Raw genomic sequence first — 21,890 nt, 5'->3', positions numbered from 1 at the left:
CTATCCATTTTAGATTCCGCAATGCAATGAGAAACATACAGGTGTTTGGTTTCTTTGTTTGACAAATTCGAAACCATGTGGATTCTTGGACGAAAATTGATTGTTGCCCAATGTTAGAATTGCCATATGGAATATTTCACCCTCCCTCAGTCGAGGTGGTGGCGCAAACCTACGGTGCGGTCGTGCGCTGCCCAGCGCGCCACATTAATCTCTGGGCTTTACACGCCGTTGCCGGAGTGCGGCATGGGGACCTTGGCGCTCCAGCTTCGCTAGCGACGATACGATTCGCGGCAGCGTTTCCGATGCGCTTCCGCTCGACGACAAAGGTAGTTTGACATGAAGCGTGTGTTTGATCTGGCGGCTTCACTGATCCTGTTCTTGCCGGCGGTAGCCATTTGCATCATCGCGGCGTTTCTCTCGTGGTGCGAATTTCGCGCGAACCCGCTATTCATCCAATGGCGGGTGGGCAGGGGTCAGCAACCCTTCCAGATCTATAAGATTCGTACCATGCCGCCGAATACCGGCGATCTGCCGTCGCATCACGCTCCCATCGTCACCATCTCACGATTGAGCAGGCTGATCCGCAAGTTCAAAGCCGACGAATTGCCCCAGCTAATCTGTGTGATCCGCGGAGACATGAGTCTCGTCGGCCCGCGCCCCGGTCTACCCTCACATAGCGAACTAATCGCCGAGCGCGCGGCGCGCGGCGTATTCTCAGCTCGCCCCGGCATTACGGGGCTAGCGCAGATCCAGGGCGTGGACATGTCCGACCCGTCACGTCTTGCCGCGCTAGACAGCGAATATGTCCGCACCCGTTCGATGGCATTGGACTTTAACATCCTCGCTCAGACCATTTACGGACGGGGACATGGCGATGCACGGGCGGCTTAAGGTTCAATCCCCTCCAATGCCCTTTCAACGATCATCGAGGCCGGAATAGGCCAGGCGACTTGGACAGCTGCCTCAAAGCGGGCACCCGAGTACGCTGCATCACCAAACAGACTTTCGCCGCGGCGGCCCATTGCGTTGCGCAGTATCGCACGGCCCGATCTGCCGATGGAAAACAAACGCCGTTGGTAACCTACAGCAGCAAGCATCCGTGCATATAAATCAGCGCTCGACAGCGGCGGTGAATCAGTGACGATGAAGGCTCCAGAACAGCGGGCCCTTGCCGCCGCAAGAATTGCGGCGGCAAAGTTGTCCACATGCATAAAGCTGCGCCGGTTTTCTATCCCATGGAGCGGCAGCGGAATGCCCGCCCGCGCAGCTGAGCGCAGCAATGCAAACACACCACCGGCGTCGGGCCCGATCAAGATTGGCGGTCGCAGCACGACAAGCGCGCTATAACTACGCTCGTAAGCGGCCTGCAGCAGGGCATCGTCACCTTCCCGCTTGCTACGGCCATAGACGCCGGTCGGCCAACCTGCAAAGTTGTCAGTCACTATCTCACCGGGGCCGCTGCTGCTAGCAAGCGCGGCCACGCTGCTGACTTGGATCATAGCAGGAATATCGGCGGCAATCACGGCGGCGAGAAGGCGGAGCGGCAGTTCGACATTCGCCTCCCTTGCGGAGGTGCCGAGGCCCTCCTTATTGCCAGCGCAATTGACCAGCGCATCGCATCCAGCGATCGCCGTGCCGAAAGTTCCCGATGCCACTTCATTGCGGCTGATCAGCACAGCGTTTATTCCTTGATTTGACAGGAAACGGGTGAGATGTCGGCCAACGAATCCACGGGCGCCCACGACGGCAATGCGCATGATCTATCCTGTCATCTCGGCGAGGAGAACTGAAGCGCATTTGCAACCGAAGTCCAAGCTTCGTCAAGCTCGCTGCAAAGGACAAGCACGATAATGGCCAGGGTATTACTAAACGGCTCGCATCCGCATTATCTATATAATTTCCGCACACATTTGGTCAAAAGCATGATTGCCCGAGGGCATATCGTTCACGTATCCTCGCCCGGCCTCACCGGACGTTTCGCCGACCACTTCCGGGCACTCAGTGCGATACCACACGATGTCCCGCTAGAACGGACCAAGGTGTCGTTCTTCGGCGACATGGGCTATTGTTACAATATCCACCGCCTGATCGTGGAGGAAAAAATCGATCTCGTCCTTAATTACACCATCAAACCGAACATTTGGGGCAGCATCGCGGCGCGGCTAGCCGGGGTGCGGTCTGTGAGCATGGTAACGGGACTCGGTTTCGCGTTCATCAGTCGCAAGGGATTCGTCCGCCGGCTGACACAAATGGTGGCCCAGCGCCTCTATCGGATCGCCGCGAACGGTAACAACCACGTCATTTTCCAGAATCCCGATGACAGGGACGATTTCATTCGCGCCGGCTGCCTATCCGATCCCCGCAAGGTCATCATGACCAATGGGTCGGGGGTCGATCTTCAACAATATGCACGGCAGCCCCTGCCGGACGCGCCCATTTTCCTAACCATCGCTCGTCTCCTCTACAGCAAGGGGCTTAGTGAACTGGTCGAGGCTGCGCAAATCGTTCGCGGCGCGGTGCCGGAAGCACGCTTTCAGTTCGCGGGGATGCTTGACACCGGCCCCGATGCGGTCAGTCGCAAGCAACTCGACGCATGGATTACCAGCGGCATCGAATATCTCGGCCATCTGGAGGACGTCCGACCGGCGATCGCTTCTGCCACGGTATTCGTCCTTCCATCGTGGCGCGAGGGTACGCCGCGCACCGTTTTAGAAGCGATGGCAACCGGGCGGGCAATCGTGACGACTACCGCCGCCGGATGCCGGGAAACCACAATTGATGGTGAAAACGGCTATTTGGTTTCCGTTCAAAATACGCAAGCGCTCGCAGAGGCGATGATCGACCTCGCCAAGAATGCACACAAGCGACAGCAGATGGGCGATGCCAGTCGCAGACTGGCGGAGGAAAAATATGATGTCCATAAGGTAAATTCGAAGCTGCTCAACGAGCTTGGATTGTAGATCAGATCACATGGTCCATGATCAAGCCCTCGTCCCGTCCAACTCAAGCCGTCGTCTTTTCGATATCAAATGGACACCTTCTGTAATCGGTCAAAGTGCCATGGCGGGTAAACGCGCCTCATGCTTCTGTACGCGGTCGTGGTTGGCTGTGGCGCCTTACTCCATTCCATTTCTGTGAGGATGCAAGTATTTATGAAGATCACGATGATCGGCACGGGATATGTTGGTCTGGTGTCCGGGGCATGTTTCGCCGATTTCGGTCACGACGTCGTGTGCGTCGACAAGGATGCCGGCAAGATCGCGGCCATCGAATCGGGCCGGATGCCGATTTTCGAGCCCGGCCTCGACCAACTGGTGGCGAGCAATGCTTCGGCCGGGCGGCTGACCTTCATGACGGATCTCCCGGCAGGCGTAAAAGGCGCGGACGCCATCTTCATCGCCGTGGGAACCCCGTCGCGGCGTGGCGACGGGCATGCGGACCTCAGCTACGTCTATGCCGCCGCGCGGGAGATAGCGCAGTCGCTCGACGGGCCGACCGTCATCGTTACCAAGTCCACCGTGCCGGTGGGAACGGGCGATGAAGTCGAACGGATCGTCAAGGAAGTGCGCCCCGACATCAACATCCAGGTCGTGTCCAACCCCGAATTCCTGCGCGAAGGCGCGGCAATCGGCGACTTCAAGAGGCCTGACCGCGTTGTCGTGGGAACCACAGGCGACGAGCGCGCCATTTCCGTCATGGCTCAGGTCTACAGGCCGCTGAACCTCAACCAGGCTCCCGTCATGTTCACCGGCAGGCGAACGGCGGAGCTCACCAAATATGCCGCTAACGCTTTCCTGGCGACCAAGATCACTTTCATCAATGAAATGGCGGATCTGTGTGAAGCCGTTGGCGCGGAAGTGCAGGACGTGTCGCGCGGCATCGGGCTCGACAATCGCATTGGGTCCAAATTCCTTCACGCCGGGCCGGGCTATGGCGGCTCCTGCTTTCCGAAGGACACCCTGGCGCTGGTCAAGACCGGCCAGGATTATGACACGCCGATCCGCATCGTTGAAACCGTCGTGCAGGTGAACGACCTGCGCAAGCGGGCGATGGGGCGCAAGATCGTGAAGGCGCTGGGGGGCGACGCGCGGGGCAGGAAGGTCGCGCTGCTGGGCCTCACCTTCAAGCCCAACACCGACGATATGCGCGACGCGCCGAGCCTGGCAATCGTGCAGGCGCTGGAGGATGCGGGTACGAAGATCGTCGCCTATGATCCCGAGGGCATGGAAGTGGCGGCACCGATGATGCCCGGAGTCACCATGGCAAAGGACGCCTATGAGGCGGCGCAGGATGCCGATGCGCTGGTGCTGGTGACCGAATGGGACGCCTTCCGTGCGCTGGACCTGAAACGGCTGGCCGCCGCGATGACCGGCAAGGTGTTGGTCGACTTGCGCAACATCTATCCCCCTACCGAGGCGGAGGCAGCGGGCTTCTCGCTGATCCGCGTGGGCGGCAAGGGGGTCGCGGCCTGACGCTGCTGCGCGAGCGGGAGGGCGCGAAGAAAGCGCCCTTCCCCGCCTGCACCACTGGGCACTGGCCATCCTGTTGCTGGCAGGCACGATGCTCGTCGTCCCCGTGATCGCAGGCCTGACCTGAAACTGTCAGGCCTTGATCTTCCACCCGCGCTTGAGCAGCGTGTAGCAGAGCGGGTCAATCCCGACATTCAGCGCGAACAGCACGATGCTGCCCCCAGCGCGTCACCATCCGCCACCGCGACGAAGCCATAGCGGAAGCCCGATATCACGTAGAAGGAGGGGTTGAAGTGGCTGATCGCCCGGAACGCAGGCGCCAGGCGATCGATCGAATAAATGGTGCCCAATAGCAGCATCATCGGCCCGATCACGAAATTGGTGATGGCGACATAGTCGAACTTTGTCCACCCAGATCGACGTCAGCACGCCCCGCAGCGCAAGCCCGACGCAAACGGCGCGCGTCACCGCAGCCCCCACCAGCGCCAGCAGCAGTTCGCTGTTCGCTGTTCGCTGAGGGAGAGGGGCGGCATCAGATCGATCAAAGTGCCCCACATCTTGCCCACCAGCATGGAAAAACTGCTGTTGGTGAAGCCATTGTCCATCACGCCCATGATCATCAGGCCAGGCGCGATGAAGTCGGCGAAGGCCACCCCAACCGGGAATGATGACGTGGACGGCTCTCCAACCCTTCCGCAGGATGCTCTGCGGATGAGCCGAAAGGAGAGGCACGATGGGGACCGCGAAGACGATAGGTTTGGACCCAGCGAAGAACGTGTTCCAGGTACATGGTGTGGATGTTGATGGTGCTCCAGTGTTGCGGCAACGATTGACACGCGGGCGCATGCTGAAGTTCTTCGCTAAGCTGCCGCCCTGCTTGGTCGGCATCGAGGCTTGCGCATCGTCACACTATTGGGCGCGTCAGCTCATAGGTTTCGAGCATGATGTAAAGCTTATGCTGGCGCAATACCTTAAGCCCTATGTCAAAAAGGGCTAAAACGATGCCGCGCGCTCCGGCGCCGGATCCGTCCCAGAACACCCGCAAATGCGCCACAACGAGGTGCGGTCCTCGAGGCCTCGGACAGCTTGGCGTCTACGCGGCGCATCAGATCGACAGCAACAGCCCCCTGTCCACACCACTCGCACTTGCCGTGGCCAATCTGTTCCGCTAACGGCTTCGCATGGGCTTTGCTGTCGCCTTCATCGTCATTCTGACTTTCATTTATTGTGTGAGATGTCATGGCTTGCTAAGCTTTACCACACTCGGGTGTGTCGGGATGGCAATCTACAGTATTCCGGGCATCATTGGTCTCGAGATGCCTATCTACGTTTCCGTAGTTGCCAAACAGCGATTTTTGGTAGATGCGCCGGATGCATCGGACTGGGTGCTGCTCACCGCTTGGCTTGCCTTCATGGCCGGTGCCATGATGACAGCTAGAATTGATACCAAACGCCAGTTTTATCCACCCGTTGCCGTAAATGAGCGTCGGCTGAGTCATGTCATGTGGGCTTGCGCATTTCTCTCGCTCGCAACTTTTGCATACTCTGCGTACAATCTTGGGCCGCTGTATTTTCTTGCCGATCGCGCTGAACAAGTGAACGACGCTATAACACTGACGGCTAAGTGGTTTGTTGCCATCGGCCTCGTTTCATCTTTGCTGATCTCCAGTCGCAAGATGACAGCATTTTTCATCGCCATGCTTGCGCTCAGGTTTCTTAGCGGCGACAGGACTATGGTAGCGATTGTCACCGCAGCAGCGGTGCTCACACTTGGCCACAAGAACGGCGGGGCCCGAACGCTCTTTCAGGGTCTCGGAGCCCCAGCACTAGCCGCAGCGGCAGTGATCGTTGTCTTCGGTAAGCCGATCTACATCTCTATCAAGAACTACTTCGGCATTGGAATACTTGAGAGCGGCACCTCGATACAAGACACGCTCCTAACCTTTGAACCACTGATTATATACAGCCACCTTAGCCACGTCATGGACACCGGTCTTGATATCGGCTTTCTTCAGTTTCTTGTAAGTGTACTGGGTAACCTACTTCTCGTTCCCTCCGCGTTCGGAGTGAGCACGAACCTCTATAACGAACTCGTGCAGAGCAGCTTTACATTTAACGTGACCTACGGAGTGGCCGGCAGTTTCCTCGCGCACGGCTGGGCTGTCGGCGGGGCTGTTGGGGTGATTTTGTTCTATTTCGGCTATGTAATGGCTCTCGTTTGGTGCGACCGCCAATTCGTCAAACAAAGTGGTCTGCGGAAGGCTATGATTGCCTGCGCAGGAGGCGTTCTTGCGTTCTACGCTCATCGCAATGGTATGGACAACCTTGGTTCGTTTATGCGACAAATCGCCATAGCGGGCCTGATAGTATCCTTTGTCAGTGCCTTATTCGTAGCATTTTACGCTGAAGCGAAGTGATCTGCTCGCCTGTGAACTTCGACTTCTTCATGCAAAACCTCCAGCTCCTATCAGCTTCGATTTTGCCGGATTCCTCTCATCCCCGCTGGAGGCATTCCCCGGGATAAGGTCAATCACGAAAGCTCCCTATCACAAATCGGAGCCTGCGGAAAACTTAGGGCGCTTCACCACCTCACAAGGCCGCAGCGAGAGTGAGGTAGCAAAGTCCTAATCCGCTACCGCGCAGTCACGAGTGCTCAGCAAGTGCTGGATGCGATCCCAAAACAAAGCAACGGAGCGCTCCTCTGCGATATAGGCTTGAAACATCTCCGTTCGCCTGGCGCCCTTCAGCGCCGCCTCGAGGGCGGCGGCCAATCGTTCTTCATCGAACGGATCGACGATATCGACTCCAGGGAGATCAAGCACTGCAGGCGTGCACAGCGATGAAACGATCCGACCAGTCCCGGCAGCCATCATTTCTAGGAGGACGTTTGGAAAGCCCTCAACCGTCGACGCCAGCACGCCTACCCGAGCCCGCGCAAACACTGTGTAAGGGTTGTCAACCATACCCCGAAATACGACTCGATCAGCAATGCCGAGCTCGACCGCAAGCGCGCGCAATCCATTCTCCTGACCACGGCCAAGGAACTGAGCACTCCGCCAGCTTTCTCGATCCAGCCGAGCAATCGCACGGATAACTAGATCGGGCCGCTTCAACGCAATCAGTCGGCCGCAGAAAACGAAGTCGATCGGACCGTTATCGGTATCATCATCGCCTTGGACAACGCACCGGGCGATATGCTCCGCGTCAGTCGGATTTGGCAATACCGCCATCGGCACACGACGCAAATGCGGAACAGATTTTAGCAAATTGCTCTTCATCAGTGTTGTCTGACAGATCAACCCATCGATATCGCCGTATAAGCGGTAGAGCAGGTGAAGAAGTATGCGGGGATATTTCGTTTTCCGCATAAAAATCATCGTGCTCTCGCGTGCCACCAACGCGCGCGTCCGCAGCAATCGGATGCGGCGCAACACCGATAGCATTGCATTAACGTGTATGTGTGTAGAATAGACGAACGAAAAATTATGACGGCGTGATAGTTGCGCTACAGTGGCGACAGCCGCCAGCATCCCAACCTTGTCTGACTTTGCCTCTAACGCCGTCCACCGGAAGTTCGAATCGCCCTCAAGTTGATCCCACCCGGGGGTTCGCCCGCGCGACATCGTGATCAGCGATACCCGCCAACCGCTCGAAAGTAAGAGCAGAATAAGATTGAACGCGACCCGCTCAGCACCTCCGATCAAGCTGCTGGGCATAACGAACAACGCCTGCTTAGATTCTGTCATGTCGTAATGCCTAATCGTCGAACCTGGTGCATCTTCATACGGACAGCTTTTCGCGAGCACCCATGACGCGGCGATAGCCCATTCTCGCGATGAACGTAGCCAGCGAATAGCCACACATTAATACAACGGCGACACCATAATAGCTGCCACATCGCAACACCAATGCCACGCTCGCAAAGGTGACTGGAGCTGAGACCAAATAACCGATCAATATGAATTGGGATTTGTTGAAACGGATCGCCACAGGATCGACGAGCAGTTTCTTTAATCGATTGATCCCCAATCCCAGTGCAATTAAAACAAAAATCGGAGGGTCGAGCAACGCCAGAATCTTCGAAGGCAGCAGCCCAGATTCACGCACGCCCAATATCGACAGCATCGAAGCCAGCGCAGTAATGGCCCCAACACCCGCTCCTTGGCGCAGAATAGCGAGGAAGGCCACATTACCCTCTTCTTCCGCCTGCTTATAAGCACGTGGCACAAACTGGAAAGTCGCAAGGTTAATCATAACCCCGACCAGACGCTGTGAAATATCAATACAGAACGAGTATATTGCCAATATCTCTCGTGCATTGAATGCAAGGAATAGATAGCGAGTACCAAGTATAAATCCGCCCTCGACGAGAGTACTAGCTGTGTAAATACCCCCTACCTTAACGGCTTGAGCAAGTCGACCGATCCCTCGCAACCGAAGCGAAGGAAATCCGAGTAGCGCAAACGCAACGCCCATACCAATGACACAACTCCCGGCGTAAAGCCACAGCGCCAGTTCGGGTGCATCATGATCAATTAAGAGGAATATTAAACCTACGAAGGTCAGAGACTGCGACAATGCTACAGCACCATAGCTCCATAAGCGCAACTTACCGCGCAAGAGTTCCTGCAGTGCTGTCATGGCACCACTACCAATGGTCGCTAAAATCGCGCCTGCGATCCCCTGCGCGACGAACATTATTGTTATAGAGAATCCGAAAATTACTGTTACGACACCGACAATTAAACTGACAAAATGACTCTCTTCTTCTCCTTTAGCATTACGGCTATACTCTGGGAGAACACCGTAAATTATCGGGCCGAAGAGAATGCTCCCTAGCGTTGTCACGGTAGCAAACGCTGTAGAGTATGTGCCGTAGGATACGGTATTCAACCTGTCAGCCAGCAACCCTAATGCCAGCAGATTGAGCAATCCAGGGCCCGCGCGAATAACCGCGCTCTCCATCAATCTTAACGCCGCAGTCTTCACTTCCGCGCCCACCGGCGACTGAACGCTAGCGCCCCATACTGAAGCGCACCGAAGGCAGACCTGACGGCAAACCACCCTGACTTATAGCGCCCTCGAGTCCAAGCTCGAAAACGCAGACGGTGCGTTTCGAACATCGGGAGTGGGTCTCTCCGCTTCAACTGCTTCAGGCGGGCGGTCATCCCTTCCGCATCGTAATTCTTCTGTCCCACAGCCACTTCACGGCACAAGACATCATGATCAAGCGCAATCCTGGCCCAAAGGAGTGAGGTTGGCACCCTGCGGTGGGACCCAATATCGAATGTATTGCACCGATTCACGATCTCGCGTAGCACGACCTCCTTTTTATCAGCTTTGACGTTTTCATCAGCGCGGAGCTTAATGAAGTTGGATCTAGTCACACCAAATGCGCTGCCGAGCCGTTGCCCCCCCTGATCGCTCATATGATAAATGAAGCCACAGATTCCGTCCGGCAGCGGCCGAGAGCAATCCGCTAAAATTTCGCGAAGGCCAGCCTCGGTTAGCGTGTCATCATCATCGTATATCATCACATATCTGCCACGTGCTATTGACAGCGCACGGGCAATCGCACTTGCCCGACCAGCATTCGGAGCAGACGATACCTTTAGGCGAGTATCCGTGATCGCGGTTAACGCTTCCGCCGATCCATCCACATCACCATCAAGGTGGATAACGATTTCAAAGTTGCCTGGGAAAGATAGGACCTCCCGTGCAAAATCACGGATAAGATCTCGTCGCCTATAGGATGGAATACAAATACTTAGCGTAGTAGGCATTGCAGCTGTAAGTCCCGATATACTCGATGCGATTTGCAGTTTTCCTATTTTGTCAGTACAATTCCACGTCAGTTTACGAAAAATCTCGACGAAGAACATTTACTCTTTTCTATGTTTTCTGCCTTATAATCTCAGATCGCTCTTCCTCGCCGGAAACACATTCTTCAAATCATAGAGAATATGACCGAGCCTCCCCCATTGCCGAATGCCATCTGCGCCAAGATTGGCAAACGTTTGATGCGCGACCGCGAGAACGATCCCGTCATAACCGCCCGCCATGGGTCTCTCGACTAGATCAATGCCATATTCGTGGCGTGCCTCATCTGCGTCAGCCCAGGGGTCATGGATATCGACTGTAATGCCATATTCCTGCAGTTCGCTCACCACATCGACGACACGGGTGTTGCGAAGATCGGGGCAATTTTCCTTGAAGGTCAGCCCCATCACCAAGACTCTTGAGCCATTCACCTGGATGCGTTGCTTGAGCATAGCTTTGACGAGCTGTTCGGCAACATAGGCCCCCATACCGTCATTCAGACGCCGCCCGGCGAGGATAATCTCCGGATGATAGCCGATCGCTTCCGCCTTGTGGGTGAGATAATAGGGATCCACCCCGATACAATGCCCTCCAACAAGCCCGGGTCGGAACGGCAGAAAGTTCCATTTCGTGCCTGCAGCGTTCAACACCGCTTCGGTGTCAATGCCCATCCTGTTAAAGATGATTGCCAGCTCGTTGATCAGTGCGATGTTAAGGTCGCGCTGGGTGTTTTCGATTACCTTAGCCGCTTCGGCAACACGGATGGTGTCCGCCTTATAGGTTCCCGCAGTAATGATTGATGCATATAGCCGATCCACCAACTCCGCCACTTCCGGGGTTGAGCCCGAGGTTACCTTGCGGATCGATGGCAGACGATGCTCCTTATCACCCGGATTGATACGTTCAGGGCTATAGCCGCAGAAAAAGTCGCGATTATAGGTCAACCCAGACCACCGCTCTAACACGGGAACGCAGTCTTCCTCTGTTGCCCCCGGATAAACGGTTGACTCATAGACAACGATATCGCCCTGCTTCAGCACCTTCCCAACTGTTTCCGACGCCTTGATAAGCGGCGTTAGGTCAGGCCGTCTATGAGCGTCAATTGGCGTTGGCACCGTTACGATAAATAGGTTGCAACCCTCGATGTCCGCTGGATCCGTCGAAAAGCGCAGGTGCCTGGCGGCAGCCAGTTCGTCACCATCGGTCTCAAGCGTGCTATCCACACCTCGCCGGAGCGCATCGATGCGCTGCTGGTTGATATCAAAGCCAACAACCGATCGAATACGACCAAACTCCACCGCTAGCGGAAGGCCGACATAACCCAGCCCAACCACCGCGATTCTGAGGTCATCCAGCGAGTTCGGGGCAACCACGTCAACCATTTCCACGTTCATTTCCCTTTATACTCCCGGAACCAAGCAACGAACTTGGCGATGCCATCGCGAAAATCTGTCGCGGGCCGGTAGCCCGTAAGCCGCTCAAGCAGCGATGCGTCAGCCCAGGTTGCGGGGACATCCCCGGTTTGCATTGGCATGTAATTGCGGATAGCTTTAATCCCGACACTCTCCTCTATAGCTTCTACGAAGTCGAGCAAACGGACCTTGTCGTTGTTCCCAATGTTGACAATACGAAATGGAGCTACGGGACTTAGCGAGTCACCTTCAATAATATCGTCACGCGATGCAGGTCGCTCTGGTACTGCATCAACCAACAACCGGATCGCGCGGACAAGATCATCGACATATGTGAAGTCGCGATACATATCGCCATGATTGTAGATATCGATTGGACGACCGTCCAACATCGCATCGACAAACTTGTATAACGCAAGGTCAGGGCGGCCCCACGGTCCGTACACGGTGAAGAAACGGAACATCGTGGTCGGCAAATTCCACAGATGCGCATACGCATGCGCCATCGACTCATTCGCCTTCTTAGTCGCCGCATAAATGGTAAGCTGCGTGTCAGCCTTTTCGGTTTCCGTAAACGGCATATCCTCATTCGCTCCATAGACCGATGAGGTTGACGCCATCAGCAGATGCTGCACGGAATTGCGGTGCGCCGCTTCCATGACATTGAATGTACCAATAACATTGCTGTCGAGATAGGCGCGGGGATTTTCAAGACTGTAGCGTACGCCCGCCTGCGCAGCGAGATGAATAATGACATTCGGTTGAAACGCATCGATGGTCGCATCGAGCAATGCCTGATCCTCGAGCATACCCTCGGTCGCAGTGAAATTATGATGTTTGCCCAAATATTCGTGGCGTGCGCGTTTCAGATTGACATCATAATAGTCCGTAATTCCGTCATAACCAGCAACAGAAAATCCTTGCTCAAGCAGGAGCTTGGAAAGATGAAATCCAATAAATCCGGCTGTTCCGGTTACGAATATTCGGCTATCGGTTGGCATGTTTTTTCGCATAAATACTACCTGATTACCAAAAATGAATTACGATGCGGACGATTGTTGTAATGAACTGTTCCAGTTATACTCTGGCACCAGATATCTAAGCATTTGAACCGATTTATTTACGTCGCCACGGCTCAAGAAGCCTTCAAGGCTTGTCAGTTCATCCGCTAGCTTTTCCCAAGGGTGAACGGCTTCGCGCGCTTGCATGATCCGTGAATGAGCAGTGGGCGCCGGATTGTCACCGATCAGGAGTTCCTCATAGAGTTTCTCTCCGGGACGCAGGCCTACCTCGACAATCTCGATGTCGCCGCCAGGCGTCACCTCATCCCTCACGGACAGCCCGGAAAGCCTCACCATCGTTTCGGCTAAATCGACGATCCGCACGGGCTGCCCCATGTCGAGGACAAACACCTCGCCGCCCAGGGCCATGCCGCCCGCCTGAATGACGAGTTGGGATGCCTCGGGTATGGTCATGAAATAGCGAGTGACCTCCCGGTGCGTGATCGTCACCGGACCGCCCGAAGCAATCTGCGCCTTGAAAAGGGGCACGACCGAACCACTCGAACCCAGCACGTTGCCGAAGCGCACCATCGTGAAGAGCGTATTCTTCTGCTCTTGCGCCCGCGCCTGGAGAATGAGCTCGCAAACCCGCTTGGAGGCGCCCATGACATTGGTCGGCCGCACTGCCTTGTCGGTGCTTACCAGGATGAAACGCTTGACCCCCACCGCTTCGGCGGCAAGCGCGCAATGCAGAGTACTGAAGATGTTATTCCGCAGACCCGCGATCGGATTGCTCTCCACCAGCGGCACATGCTTGTAGGCAGCAGCGTGATAGACGCTCTCGGGCTGCCAGCGGCGAAAGATGCGGAAAACAGAGTCTCGATCGGCGACGTCGGCAAGCTCAGGCACGATTTCGACATCATGCCCCTCCTGCGAGGCCATTTGCCGAAGTTCGCGCTCGATCGCGTACAGGAAATATTCCGACTGCTCGACGAGGATCAGGCGCCGGGGATGCGAGCGGATGATCTGACGGCAAAGTTCGCTGCCGATGGATCCCCCCGCCCCCGTCACCAGCACATTCTTGCTCAGCAAGGAGCGCCTCATCAGCATCTCGTTGGGCGCTACCGGATCGCGGCCCAGCAGATCCTCGACCTGCACGTCGCGAAGATCGCTTACCGTCACATGGCCGTCGATCAGCTGACCGATGCCGGGCAGCATCCTGACGCGGATCTTGCGCGTCTGCAGCGCCGTCACGATCTCACGGCGGCGGCCTCGCAGGGCGCTTGGAATCGCGAGCAGGACTTCATCCACCTGCCGCTCCTCCAATATGCGATCCAGCAATGACGAATGCCAGACGGTAAAACCATCAAGCTGCTGCTCGCTTAGCCGGGGATCATCGTCAACATAGCCGACCAGGACCAGGTGCGGCTCCTGCCGCAAGCTATTGGCGAGCTGTTGGCCGCCTCGCCCTGCCCCGTAGATGAGCAGCCTTCGCCTTTCTTCTCCATTTCCGCGCGCCAGATGCAGAAGATCGCTGACGACAAAACGCATGCTCAAGCGGAGGAACAGCATGAGCAGGAAGAAGATCATGGGATGGAGAAGCGATGTCGTGCGCGGAACGCCCGAAACCTGCACCCATCCGAAAATGATCGTGAGCGGCGCCGACAATAAAGCGCAGGCATAGAACAGTCTGCCGGACGCTCTGGCACCGGAAAATCGGATCAGATTGCGGTATATGCCCATCCGCCACGCCAGCGTCGCCCAGAAAAGCAACGCCGTGCCAGCCAGTGTCAGCAGCACATTTATATCATCAGGCCATTCGCCCAATCGCAGGGCGAGCGCGATCCATGCCGCGCCGAAACAAAGCACCCCATCAAGACAGAAGACCAGCCATCGCCGAGCCGAGCGCGGCAGCGACGTAAACGCCTCCAGAGCGTCAAGGATAGGATTAGCGATTTCTTTCGTCATTGCTTGCGCACCTCAGTCGATGTGCTTTCCCTGCGAAATGGATCGATGGTCAGCTGCAAGCCAGCGGCGCGGCTGAACGAAGGGCACAGATGACGCCCATCATTCGACAGTGACCGATTTTGCGAGATTGCGCGGCTGATCCACGTCCGTGCCCTTGGTGACCGCCACATGGTAGGCAAGGAGCTGGATCGGTACGCTGTACACCAGCGGTGCGATGAGCGGGTGAACCTTGGGCATGGTAATCGTCGCCAGGCAGCCGGCGCCTGCAGCCTCAATCCCGTCATAGTCGCTGATCAGCACAACCTTGCCGCCGCGCGCCTGGACTTCCTGCATATTGCTGACGGTCTTCTCGAAGAGAGGACCCGAAGGCGCGATCACAATGACCGGCACCTTTTCATCGATGAGCGCGATCGGGCCGTGCTTCATCTCGCCAGCCGCATAGCCTTCGGCATGGATGTAGCTGATTTCCTTGAGTTTGAGCGCGCCTTCGAGCGCGAGCGGATAATCGGTCCCGCGTCCCAGATAGAGAATGTCCCGCGCCGCCGCGATCTCGGCCGCAACGGTCTGGATGGTTTCCTCATAGGCGAGGGCAGCATTCAATGCCGCCGGCACTTCAGCAAGATGCCTGACGACCCCTTGCTCATCCTCCTGCGTCATGCGGCCCTTGGCGCGGGCCAGATTGGCCGCGAGCGCGGCCAGTACGGCCAGCTGGCAGGTGAAGGCCTTGGTCGAAGCAACGCCTATTTCAGGACCCGCATGGGTCGGCAGCACCAGGTCCGCCTCGCGCGCCATACTGCTCGTGGGCACGTTGACGACGACGGCGATCTTCTGCCCTTCTTCCCGGGCATGGCGCAATGCCGCCAGCGTATCGGCGGTTTCGCCCGACTGGCTGATAAAAAGCGCCAGGCCGTCGGGCTCGATCACCGGCGCGCGGTAGCGGAATTCCGATGCTACATCGAGATCCACCGGAACATGCGCGAACTGCTCGAACCAGTATTTGGCGATCATTCCTGCGTAAAAGCTGGTGCCGCACGCCACGATCGTGACACGCTTGATCCCCGACAAATCAAAGTCAGGAATCGGCAATGTGAGCGTCTCGTCAATGCGGCGCAGATAGGATCGCAAGGTTTGCGCGACGACGATCGGCTGCTCGTAAATTTCCTTGATCATGAAATGGCGGTGGTTCCCCTTGGACACCAGTTCGCCATCGACACCCGACAGGGTTACCGCCCGTTCGACAGGCTCATTATCCTGGTCGAAGATCCGCACCTCTTCGCGCGTACAGACGACCCAGTCGCCCTCCTCCAGATAGACGACACGCTGCGTCAGTGAAGCCAGCGCGAGCGCGTCAGAACCAAGATAAGTCTCTCCCTCGCCAATGCCCACCACCAGCGGAGAGCCCAGCCGGGCGCCGATCAGGAGATCGGGATGGCTGCGAAACAGGATCGCCAGCGCGAAAGCGCCCCGCAATTCGGGAAGAACTTCCCGGACCGCGTCGATGGGACTGAGGCCGGCCTCGACCTGTTCGCTGATCAGATGCGCGACGACTTCCGTATCCGTCTCGCTCGTGAACACCCGTCCGCGCGCGACAAGCATATCGCGAAGCGGCTTGAAATTCTCGATAATGCCATTGTGAACGACCGCGACCTCGGCGGTGGCATGCGGATGCGCGTTATTCGTCGTTGGACCGCCATGCGTGGCCCAGCGCGTATGCGCAATACCGATCGCGCCCTGGAGCGGAGCCGCTTCAAGCTCCCCCGACAGATTGTTGAGCTTCCCCGATGCGCGGCGCCGCTCGATCCTGCCATTGCTCAAGGTGGCAATTCCTGCGGAATCATATCCCCGATATTCCAGCCGTTTGAGGCCGTCCAGCAGTCGGGGCGCCACATCATCATGGCCTATGATACCAACGATTCCACACATGAATATTCAGCCCCAATTTGCGAGTGCTTCTTATGCACAGCATCCAATCCGATGCAAGTTGCGATTCCTTTACGGTTATTTGCGAAAACTCGGGGCCCGACCCGGTTCGTAAACAGGCATGAGGACAGCAGGGTGCAGCCTCGCCATCGCAAGAAATCTATGCCGTTGGAGCAGCCCCAACGGCTTGCGCTTCTGCTATTCCCGGCCCCTCTCCCAAGGCCTCGGCCACAAAATGAAAGGGAATCTCAATGACGACCGATCAACTATCCGCACACGCAGAAATACGGCAGCTCAGCATGACATGCAGAGCCGGATGGGCGTCCTGTTGCTTCAGCAGCTCAAATAACGACCTGCTGATGGGTCGTCGCAACATGGTAATCGACCAACGCCATTTCTGGCTGTCAGGCCGAAGCGAGAATTCCACACATCCTTTCAGTTGGGCCATCCTGGTGATGGCTTATGCGAGCCGATTGTTACAATGATAGGTAATCATGGAGGAATCGCAGCATTCATCCGTCCCCTTTGAAACATAGGCTGCGAATGCTTGTCAATTCTTCGGTTCCATACCGAACCGCTTCATAGTAGGAAGGCTCCATCCAATGACAGGGAGGTTCTCATGATTTTTCGGGATGGAGAATTTCGCCGGGCCACCAGCAACAAGCCGATGCTCTTCGACGGATGGGGATACGTCCCTTGTCCGTCGTCAGAACATTTGGCGCAACTCGCGGCGTAAATTAGCGGAGTGCGGGCCTCGTCTGGGGGTTGATGTTAGGCGGCGAGCTTGCGGTGCTGCAAGCGCCGATGTTCGATGGTCTGTCGCTTGATCCTTTCACGCTGTTGGATGATGGCCGAAGCCCTGCCGAAGTAGGCGTCGGCGGGCGTCACGTTGTTCAGGCTCTCGTGGTAACGCTGGTGGTTGTAGTGCTCGACGAAGGCTTCGATCTGGATATCGAGGTCGCCGGGCAGGAAGTAGTTTTCCAGCAGGATGCGGTTCTTGAGGGTCTGGTGCCAGCGCTCGATCTTGCCCTGGGTTTGGGGGTGCATCGGGGCGCCGCGCACATGGCTCATCTTCCGGGCCTCGATATATTCTGCCAGCTCACCGGCGATGTAGCTGGGGCCGTTATCGCTGAGCAGCCTGGGCTTGTGCAGCACCGTGGCGCTGTCGCAGCCCGAGGCCTTGAGGGCGAGGTCCAGCGTCTCGGTGACGTCCTCGGCCCGCATGTTGGTGCACAGCTTCCAGGCGACGATGTAGCGCGAGAAGTCGTCGAGCACAGTCGACAGATACATCCAACCCCACCCGATGATCTTGAAGTAGGTGAAGTCGGTCTGCCACATCTCGTTCGGGCGGGTGGTCTTGGTGTGGAACTGATCGGCCGCCTTGATCACGACATAGGCCGGGCTGGTAATCAGGTCGTGGGCCTTGAGCAGCCGGTAAACCGTGGCTTCCGACACGAAGTAGCGCTGCTCGTCGGTGAAGCGCACTGCCAGCTCCCGGGGGCTCAGCTCGGACTGTTCCAGCGCCAGCTCGATGATCTGGTCGTGGATCTCAGCCGGGATGCGGTTCCACACCCGGCTCGGCGCCGAGGGCCGATCTTCCAACGCCTCCGGTCCGCCTTCGAGGTAGCGGTCATACCAGCGATAGAACGTCCGGCGGGCGATACCGAGCTTGTCCAGTGTGCGCTTGGCGGGCAGGTGCGACTGCTCGACGATGCGGATGATCTCGAGCTTTTCGGATGCGGGATACCTCATTCGTCGTCGCCCCCATCCGCGATCATGCTTTTTTTCAGCAGACGGTTCTCAAGCGTCAGATCGGCGACGCATTCCTTCAATGCCCGGGCTTCGCGGCGCAGGTCCTGGACCTCGCCGGTGGTCGCGGCACGGGCGGTGTCACCGGCCAGGCGGCGCTTGCCAGCTTCCATGAACTCCTTCGACCAGGTGTAATACAGGCTCTGGGCGATGCCTTCCTTGCGGCATAGCTCGGCGATGCTGTCTTCCCCGCGCAGGCCATCCAGCACGATGCGGATCTTGTCCTCGGCCGAAAAGTGGCGACGGGTCTGTCGCCGGATGTCCTTCACTACCCGCTCTGCTGGGGCCTTAGCGGGCGATTTTACATTGGAGGATCTGGGCTTCATCTTCGTTCCTTCGTCACTACGACGAAGCCCAGATCCTCCTTAAATCACAACCTCAAATCTGTGCCATTGGTGCTGACGGCGGACAGGCTCGCAAAATGCGGGCAAAAGACGAATAGAGCATGATCCAAGTCAGTCTTCCGAATCATACTGTAGGAAAGCGCCAGCCGGTTCTGATCAAGATCGGCTGACCAGATGAGCCCGGCCGATCTCTGCTTACTGGTCGTAATAAGATTGAGACACGGGTTGCTGTTTCGAAGTCTTTCGCGACCCCGGCCTTTCCTTACCCGAGTCGGCCCGCTCGGGTTTGCGCCGCGAGCGTGATTCGGCAAATCAGGCGGCATTCACCCCGAAAGACAGGCAAAAAAATGGCGGCTCGCGGCCGCCACTTTTCTTACAATTGCTTAGAGGTCAGTTGCTGTCCGAGTCGTCGTCATCGGCAACCACCACGACCGCGCCGACCGCCACGGCAGCAAGACCCACCAGGGCAATCACAGGAACGCCCTGCAGCTTGCTTGCCTTCTTGGCAGGAGTCGCGGCCTTGACCTGCGTCGCCTTGGCGACAGAAAGCGCGGAAGCAGAGTTCGCCATGGCCGGTGCAGCCACCAGAGACGACGCCACCAGGCCAGCAAGAAGAATGCGGATACGCATGTCGGTTGTCCCTTTGGAAGTTGAAATTTGTGCTTTGGTATCACTGGATTCGGCATTGTGCAAGTGCGTTACCCCATTGAATGCCATTCAAACGCTTCGAATGCTGGTGCGTTGCAAGCAATCACGAATTTTGTTGCAGGATCCATCGCTCGCTACCCTCAAACCCCATGGCGCTCAGCACGCCCGAGCGATAGGCGCCTGTGTCGAGCCCGATCCGGCCCGGCCGCTCGATAATGTCCTCAAAGATCGTATGGCCATGAACGATCACCATTCCCGGTATCAGAGGCCTGGCTTCGCGGAGAAAATCATCACGAATCCAGCGCAGGTCGCCTGGTTTCTGCTCTTCAAGCGGCACCCGCGGGCGAACGCCGGCATGGACGAAGACATAGTCGCCCTCGACAATCATATCCTCAAAACTCGCGAGGAAAGCGCGATGCGCGGGTGGAACCACCTTTTCGAGCATTGCGGCCAATTCGTCATAGTCCGCCGCCTCATAGGCATTCCTCGTTATGCCATAGCTCAGGATCGTTTGCGCGCCGCCCATCCGATCGAAAAACCGTAGCGCACCGCGGTCGCCACTCAGGGCTTTGAGAAAGACCTCCTCATGGTTCCCCAGCAGGAATCGCGTCTCGGGCCGCTCTGCCTGCAACGCAATCAGATGATCGATAACTTGCGCAGACTGCGGTCCACGATTGATAAGATCGCCCAGGAAGATCAGTTCGCCTCTGGGGCCGCTGCGCGCCGCCTCGTCGGCGCCTATTTGCGTGAGGAGGCCCCCAAGCAGATCAAGATGGCCATGAATGTCGCCGATGGCGTAAAGCCTGCGTCCTTCCGGAGCGCGCACGGCAGCAGGCGGGGTCTTTGCAAATCGGGAAAGCAGTCTTTCGAGCATCAGCGGATGCTGCACCTTGATGGTTCTTAAAGGACGAGATGACAGCAATGGGTAAAGTTGACAGGGTTGCAAGCGCAAAATGGTGGAAGCGGGAAGCATTCCGCCCCATGATCATGGCAATCGCGCTTGCCGTTCCTGGTCCACTTGCCTCGGCGGACGTGTCTCCACCATTCGAAGCCATTCGCGCGGTCGATGCGGAAATGGCGCGGCTTGGCCGACGGCTCGCCGTCGCCAACGCCAGCCTGTGCGACCGGCAGGAGCCCAGCCTGGGATTGATGCTGCATACGCCTGCACAATATGCGCGCGATGTCCGCGCGGCAGCCATCCGTCATTTCCGTTTCGATGGTCCCATCGGAATAGAGGCGGTCGTGGAGGGTTCGCCGGCGGCCGCCGCAGGCATTCGCGCTGATGACACGTTGATGGCCGTGGGACCGGCGCGTTTCCCGCCTGCCGATCCTCAAGCCAGGGCGAACACCTCCGCACTGGCCGACGCCACGCGTCGCATCATGGCGCTCCCTGTCGATCGCCCGCTCACGCTTCACTTGCGTCGCGGCGGGCACGACCAGGAGCGTGTCGTCGTGCCGGAGCCCGCTTGCCGCACGCGCTTCGAGGTGGTGCTCGGCCCCGATTTCCTTGCCCAGGCGGATGGCGAAGTCGTGCAGATCGGCAGCCGCTTCTTTGCAGATTATCCCGATTGGGTCGTCGCGCCGATCGCCCATGAACTCGCGCATAATGTCCTGCGGCACCGCGAGCGGCTTGAGGCGAGAGGCGTGGACTATGGCCTGTTGTCAGGCATGGGCCGCAATGTCGGCTATTTCCGCCAGACCGAATTGGAAGCAGACATCCTCTCGGTCTCGCTCCTCGCCAATGCGGGATTCGATCCTGCTATCGCCGTCATCTTCTGGCGTGCATTCGGGCCCGCCCATGACGGGGGTATCCGCAGCCGCTCCCACCCGGCCTGGAAGGATCGCGTCAGGGTGATCGAACGCGCCATCGCAGATCTGGGGCCAGAGCGTCCGCATCGGCCCTCAATCCTGGCCGCGCGCAACAAGCCACTCGACGGCAACTGGCAGACCCTGCTGGACCATGGTCACTGAACCTCGATCGCGCGTTCGAACAATCGCGGCTTCCCGCAGGGACAATTCCTAACGCGCCATGAGGTGGATCCAAGGCCAATCCGGTAAAATCGGCCGAAGACTGGAAAACACCCTGCAAAGCAAAGGCGCCACGAACATTTTGGCCGAGGCGGCCAAATCCACAAGGAAATGACGTTTTTGCTACAAATCAGACATAATTCAGCAACGCATATGAGTCCGGGAGAGCGAGGAACATCGCTCATTCGGCCGTATGGACGTTGGCAGGACATCCTCGTCCCACGCGAAACAGTGAGGCATCCGCAACAATCAGATCGATTGTTCGCAGGCCGTGTCGGCGCTTTCGAAGCATTGGATGACTGAATGCTTGGACCCATGCGACAAATTCTTCGACATGTCCGGAACTCGCGGCTAGAATAGATCGACCCGATCCGCCTACCCCCTAGGCCCCCTTCGTGATTGGGTCCCGTGCTGGCTCCGGTCCCCCCGACGGCACGGGGAATCCCGGCGCCGGCTGCTTTCAGCGGCACT

16 protein-coding genes and 2 pseudogenes are annotated in these 21,890 nt (G+C 57.5%); 6 read left to right on the top strand and 12 right to left on the bottom strand.

All coding sequences use genetic code 11. The annotated features are described in order from the left end of the window. Positions 1-336 precede the first annotated feature (336 nt). A complete protein-coding gene (locus NUH86_RS22595; protein WP_267253155.1) occupies positions 337-891 on the top strand; it encodes a sugar transferase in 555 nt (184 codons plus the stop codon). Here NUH86_RS22595 and NUH86_RS22590 read toward each other — a convergent pair. After that, positions 888-1,757, bottom strand: coding sequence for an NAD-dependent epimerase/dehydratase family protein (locus NUH86_RS22590; protein WP_267253154.1), 870 nt, complete (start codon positions 1,755-1,757; stop codon positions 888-890). The two genes, NUH86_RS22595 and NUH86_RS22590, sit on opposite strands and share 4 nt — an antisense overlap. 93 nt (positions 1,758-1,850) lie before the next feature. On the opposite strand from NUH86_RS22590, the gene NUH86_RS22585 reads away from it, so the two are divergent. Beyond that, entirely contained in the window at positions 1,851-2,960 is a 1,110-nt protein-coding gene (locus tag NUH86_RS22585) for a glycosyltransferase family 4 protein (protein ID WP_267253153.1), read from the top strand. 192 nt (positions 2,961-3,152) lie between these two features. Beyond that, positions 3,153-4,472, top strand: coding sequence for a UDP-glucose dehydrogenase family protein (locus NUH86_RS22580; RefSeq protein ID WP_267253152.1), 1,320 nt, complete (start codon positions 3,153-3,155; stop codon positions 4,470-4,472). 129 nt (positions 4,473-4,601) lie between these two features. Here NUH86_RS22580 and NUH86_RS22575 read toward each other — a convergent pair. Further along, positions 4,602-5,128: pseudogene (locus NUH86_RS22575) on the bottom strand (ABC transporter permease); the annotation flags it as partial. Positions 5,129-5,202: 74 nt separating this feature from the next. Here NUH86_RS22575 and NUH86_RS22570 point away from each other — a divergent pair. After that, positions 5,203-5,460: pseudogene (locus NUH86_RS22570) on the top strand (IS110 family transposase); the annotation flags it as partial. A gap of 190 nt (positions 5,461-5,650) precedes the next feature. Continuing rightward, on the top strand, positions 5,651-6,886 hold the full coding sequence (locus NUH86_RS22565) for a hypothetical protein (protein ID WP_267253151.1): 1,236 nt from the start codon (positions 5,651-5,653) through the stop codon (positions 6,884-6,886). A gap of 207 nt (positions 6,887-7,093) precedes the next feature. Here the strand turns inward: NUH86_RS22565 and NUH86_RS22560 are convergent, their stop codons facing one another. From NUH86_RS22560 to NUH86_RS22515, 10 genes are all read right to left on the bottom strand, one after another. Beyond that, on the bottom strand, positions 7,094-8,215 hold the full coding sequence (locus NUH86_RS22560; RefSeq protein WP_267253150.1) for a glycosyltransferase: 1,122 nt from the start codon (positions 8,213-8,215) through the stop codon (positions 7,094-7,096). Positions 8,216-8,249: 34 nt separating this feature from the next. Beyond that, positions 8,250-9,470 carry a hypothetical protein gene (locus NUH86_RS22555; protein WP_267253149.1) on the bottom strand — a complete coding sequence of 407 codons (1,221 nt, stop codon included), beginning with the start codon at positions 9,468-9,470 and terminating at the stop codon, positions 8,250-8,252. Beyond that, the gene (locus NUH86_RS22550) at positions 9,455-10,351 is read right to left on the bottom strand and encodes a glycosyltransferase family 2 protein (RefSeq protein WP_267253148.1); all 897 of its coding nucleotides are present in this window, start codon (positions 10,349-10,351) and stop codon (positions 9,455-9,457) included. The genes NUH86_RS22555 and NUH86_RS22550 overlap by 16 nt, the downstream gene beginning before the upstream one ends. A 24-nt stretch (positions 10,352-10,375) precedes the next feature. Beyond that, complete coding sequence (gene tviB / locus NUH86_RS22545; protein ID WP_267253172.1) at positions 10,376-11,671, bottom strand: Vi polysaccharide biosynthesis UDP-N-acetylglucosamine C-6 dehydrogenase TviB; 1,296 nt, start codon at positions 11,669-11,671, stop codon at positions 10,376-10,378. A gap of 8 nt (positions 11,672-11,679) precedes the next feature. Continuing rightward, entirely contained in the window at positions 11,680-12,702 is a 1,023-nt protein-coding gene (locus NUH86_RS22540; RefSeq protein ID WP_267253147.1) for an NAD-dependent epimerase/dehydratase family protein, read from the bottom strand. Positions 12,703-12,741: 39 nt separating this feature from the next. After that, the gene (locus tag NUH86_RS22535) at positions 12,742-14,445 is read right to left on the bottom strand and encodes a polysaccharide biosynthesis protein (protein WP_267253171.1); all 1,704 of its coding nucleotides are present in this window, start codon (positions 14,443-14,445) and stop codon (positions 12,742-12,744) included. A gap of 324 nt (positions 14,446-14,769) precedes the next feature. Then, a complete protein-coding gene (gene glmS / locus NUH86_RS22530) occupies positions 14,770-16,593 on the bottom strand; it encodes a glutamine--fructose-6-phosphate transaminase (isomerizing) (RefSeq protein ID WP_267253146.1) in 1,824 nt (607 codons plus the stop codon). 768 nt (positions 16,594-17,361) lie between these two features. Then, positions 17,362-18,725 (bottom strand): IS3 family transposase gene (locus NUH86_RS22525; protein WP_416365398.1). Its coding sequence is split into 2 segments (ribosomal slippage): positions 17,362-18,375 and positions 18,378-18,725, totalling 1,362 coding nucleotides; the frame shifts between segments, so codons are not numbered across the junction. 408 nt (positions 18,726-19,133) lie between these two features. Further along, positions 19,134-19,436: a hypothetical protein gene (locus NUH86_RS22520; protein WP_267253145.1), complete on the bottom strand. Its 303-nt coding sequence runs from the start codon at positions 19,434-19,436 to the stop codon at positions 19,134-19,136. A 58-nt stretch (positions 19,437-19,494) separates the two neighbouring features. Beyond that, complete coding sequence (locus NUH86_RS22515; RefSeq protein ID WP_323749049.1) at positions 19,495-20,280, bottom strand: metallophosphoesterase family protein; 786 nt, start codon at positions 20,278-20,280, stop codon at positions 19,495-19,497. A gap of 92 nt (positions 20,281-20,372) precedes the next feature. Between NUH86_RS22515 and NUH86_RS22510 the strand changes: the two genes are divergently transcribed. Continuing rightward, positions 20,373-21,362, top strand: coding sequence for a M48 family metallopeptidase (locus NUH86_RS22510; protein WP_267253144.1), 990 nt, complete (start codon positions 20,373-20,375; stop codon positions 21,360-21,362). The last annotated feature ends 528 nt before the right edge of the window (positions 21,363-21,890 follow it).

Origin of the sequence: Sphingobium sp. JS3065 (assembly GCF_026427355.1) — a bacterium.
GTDB lineage: Bacteria > Pseudomonadota > Alphaproteobacteria > Sphingomonadales > Sphingomonadaceae > Sphingobium.
Note: the sequence above shows the minus strand (reverse complement) of the source record. Positions and strands in the feature narration are given on the sequence as shown.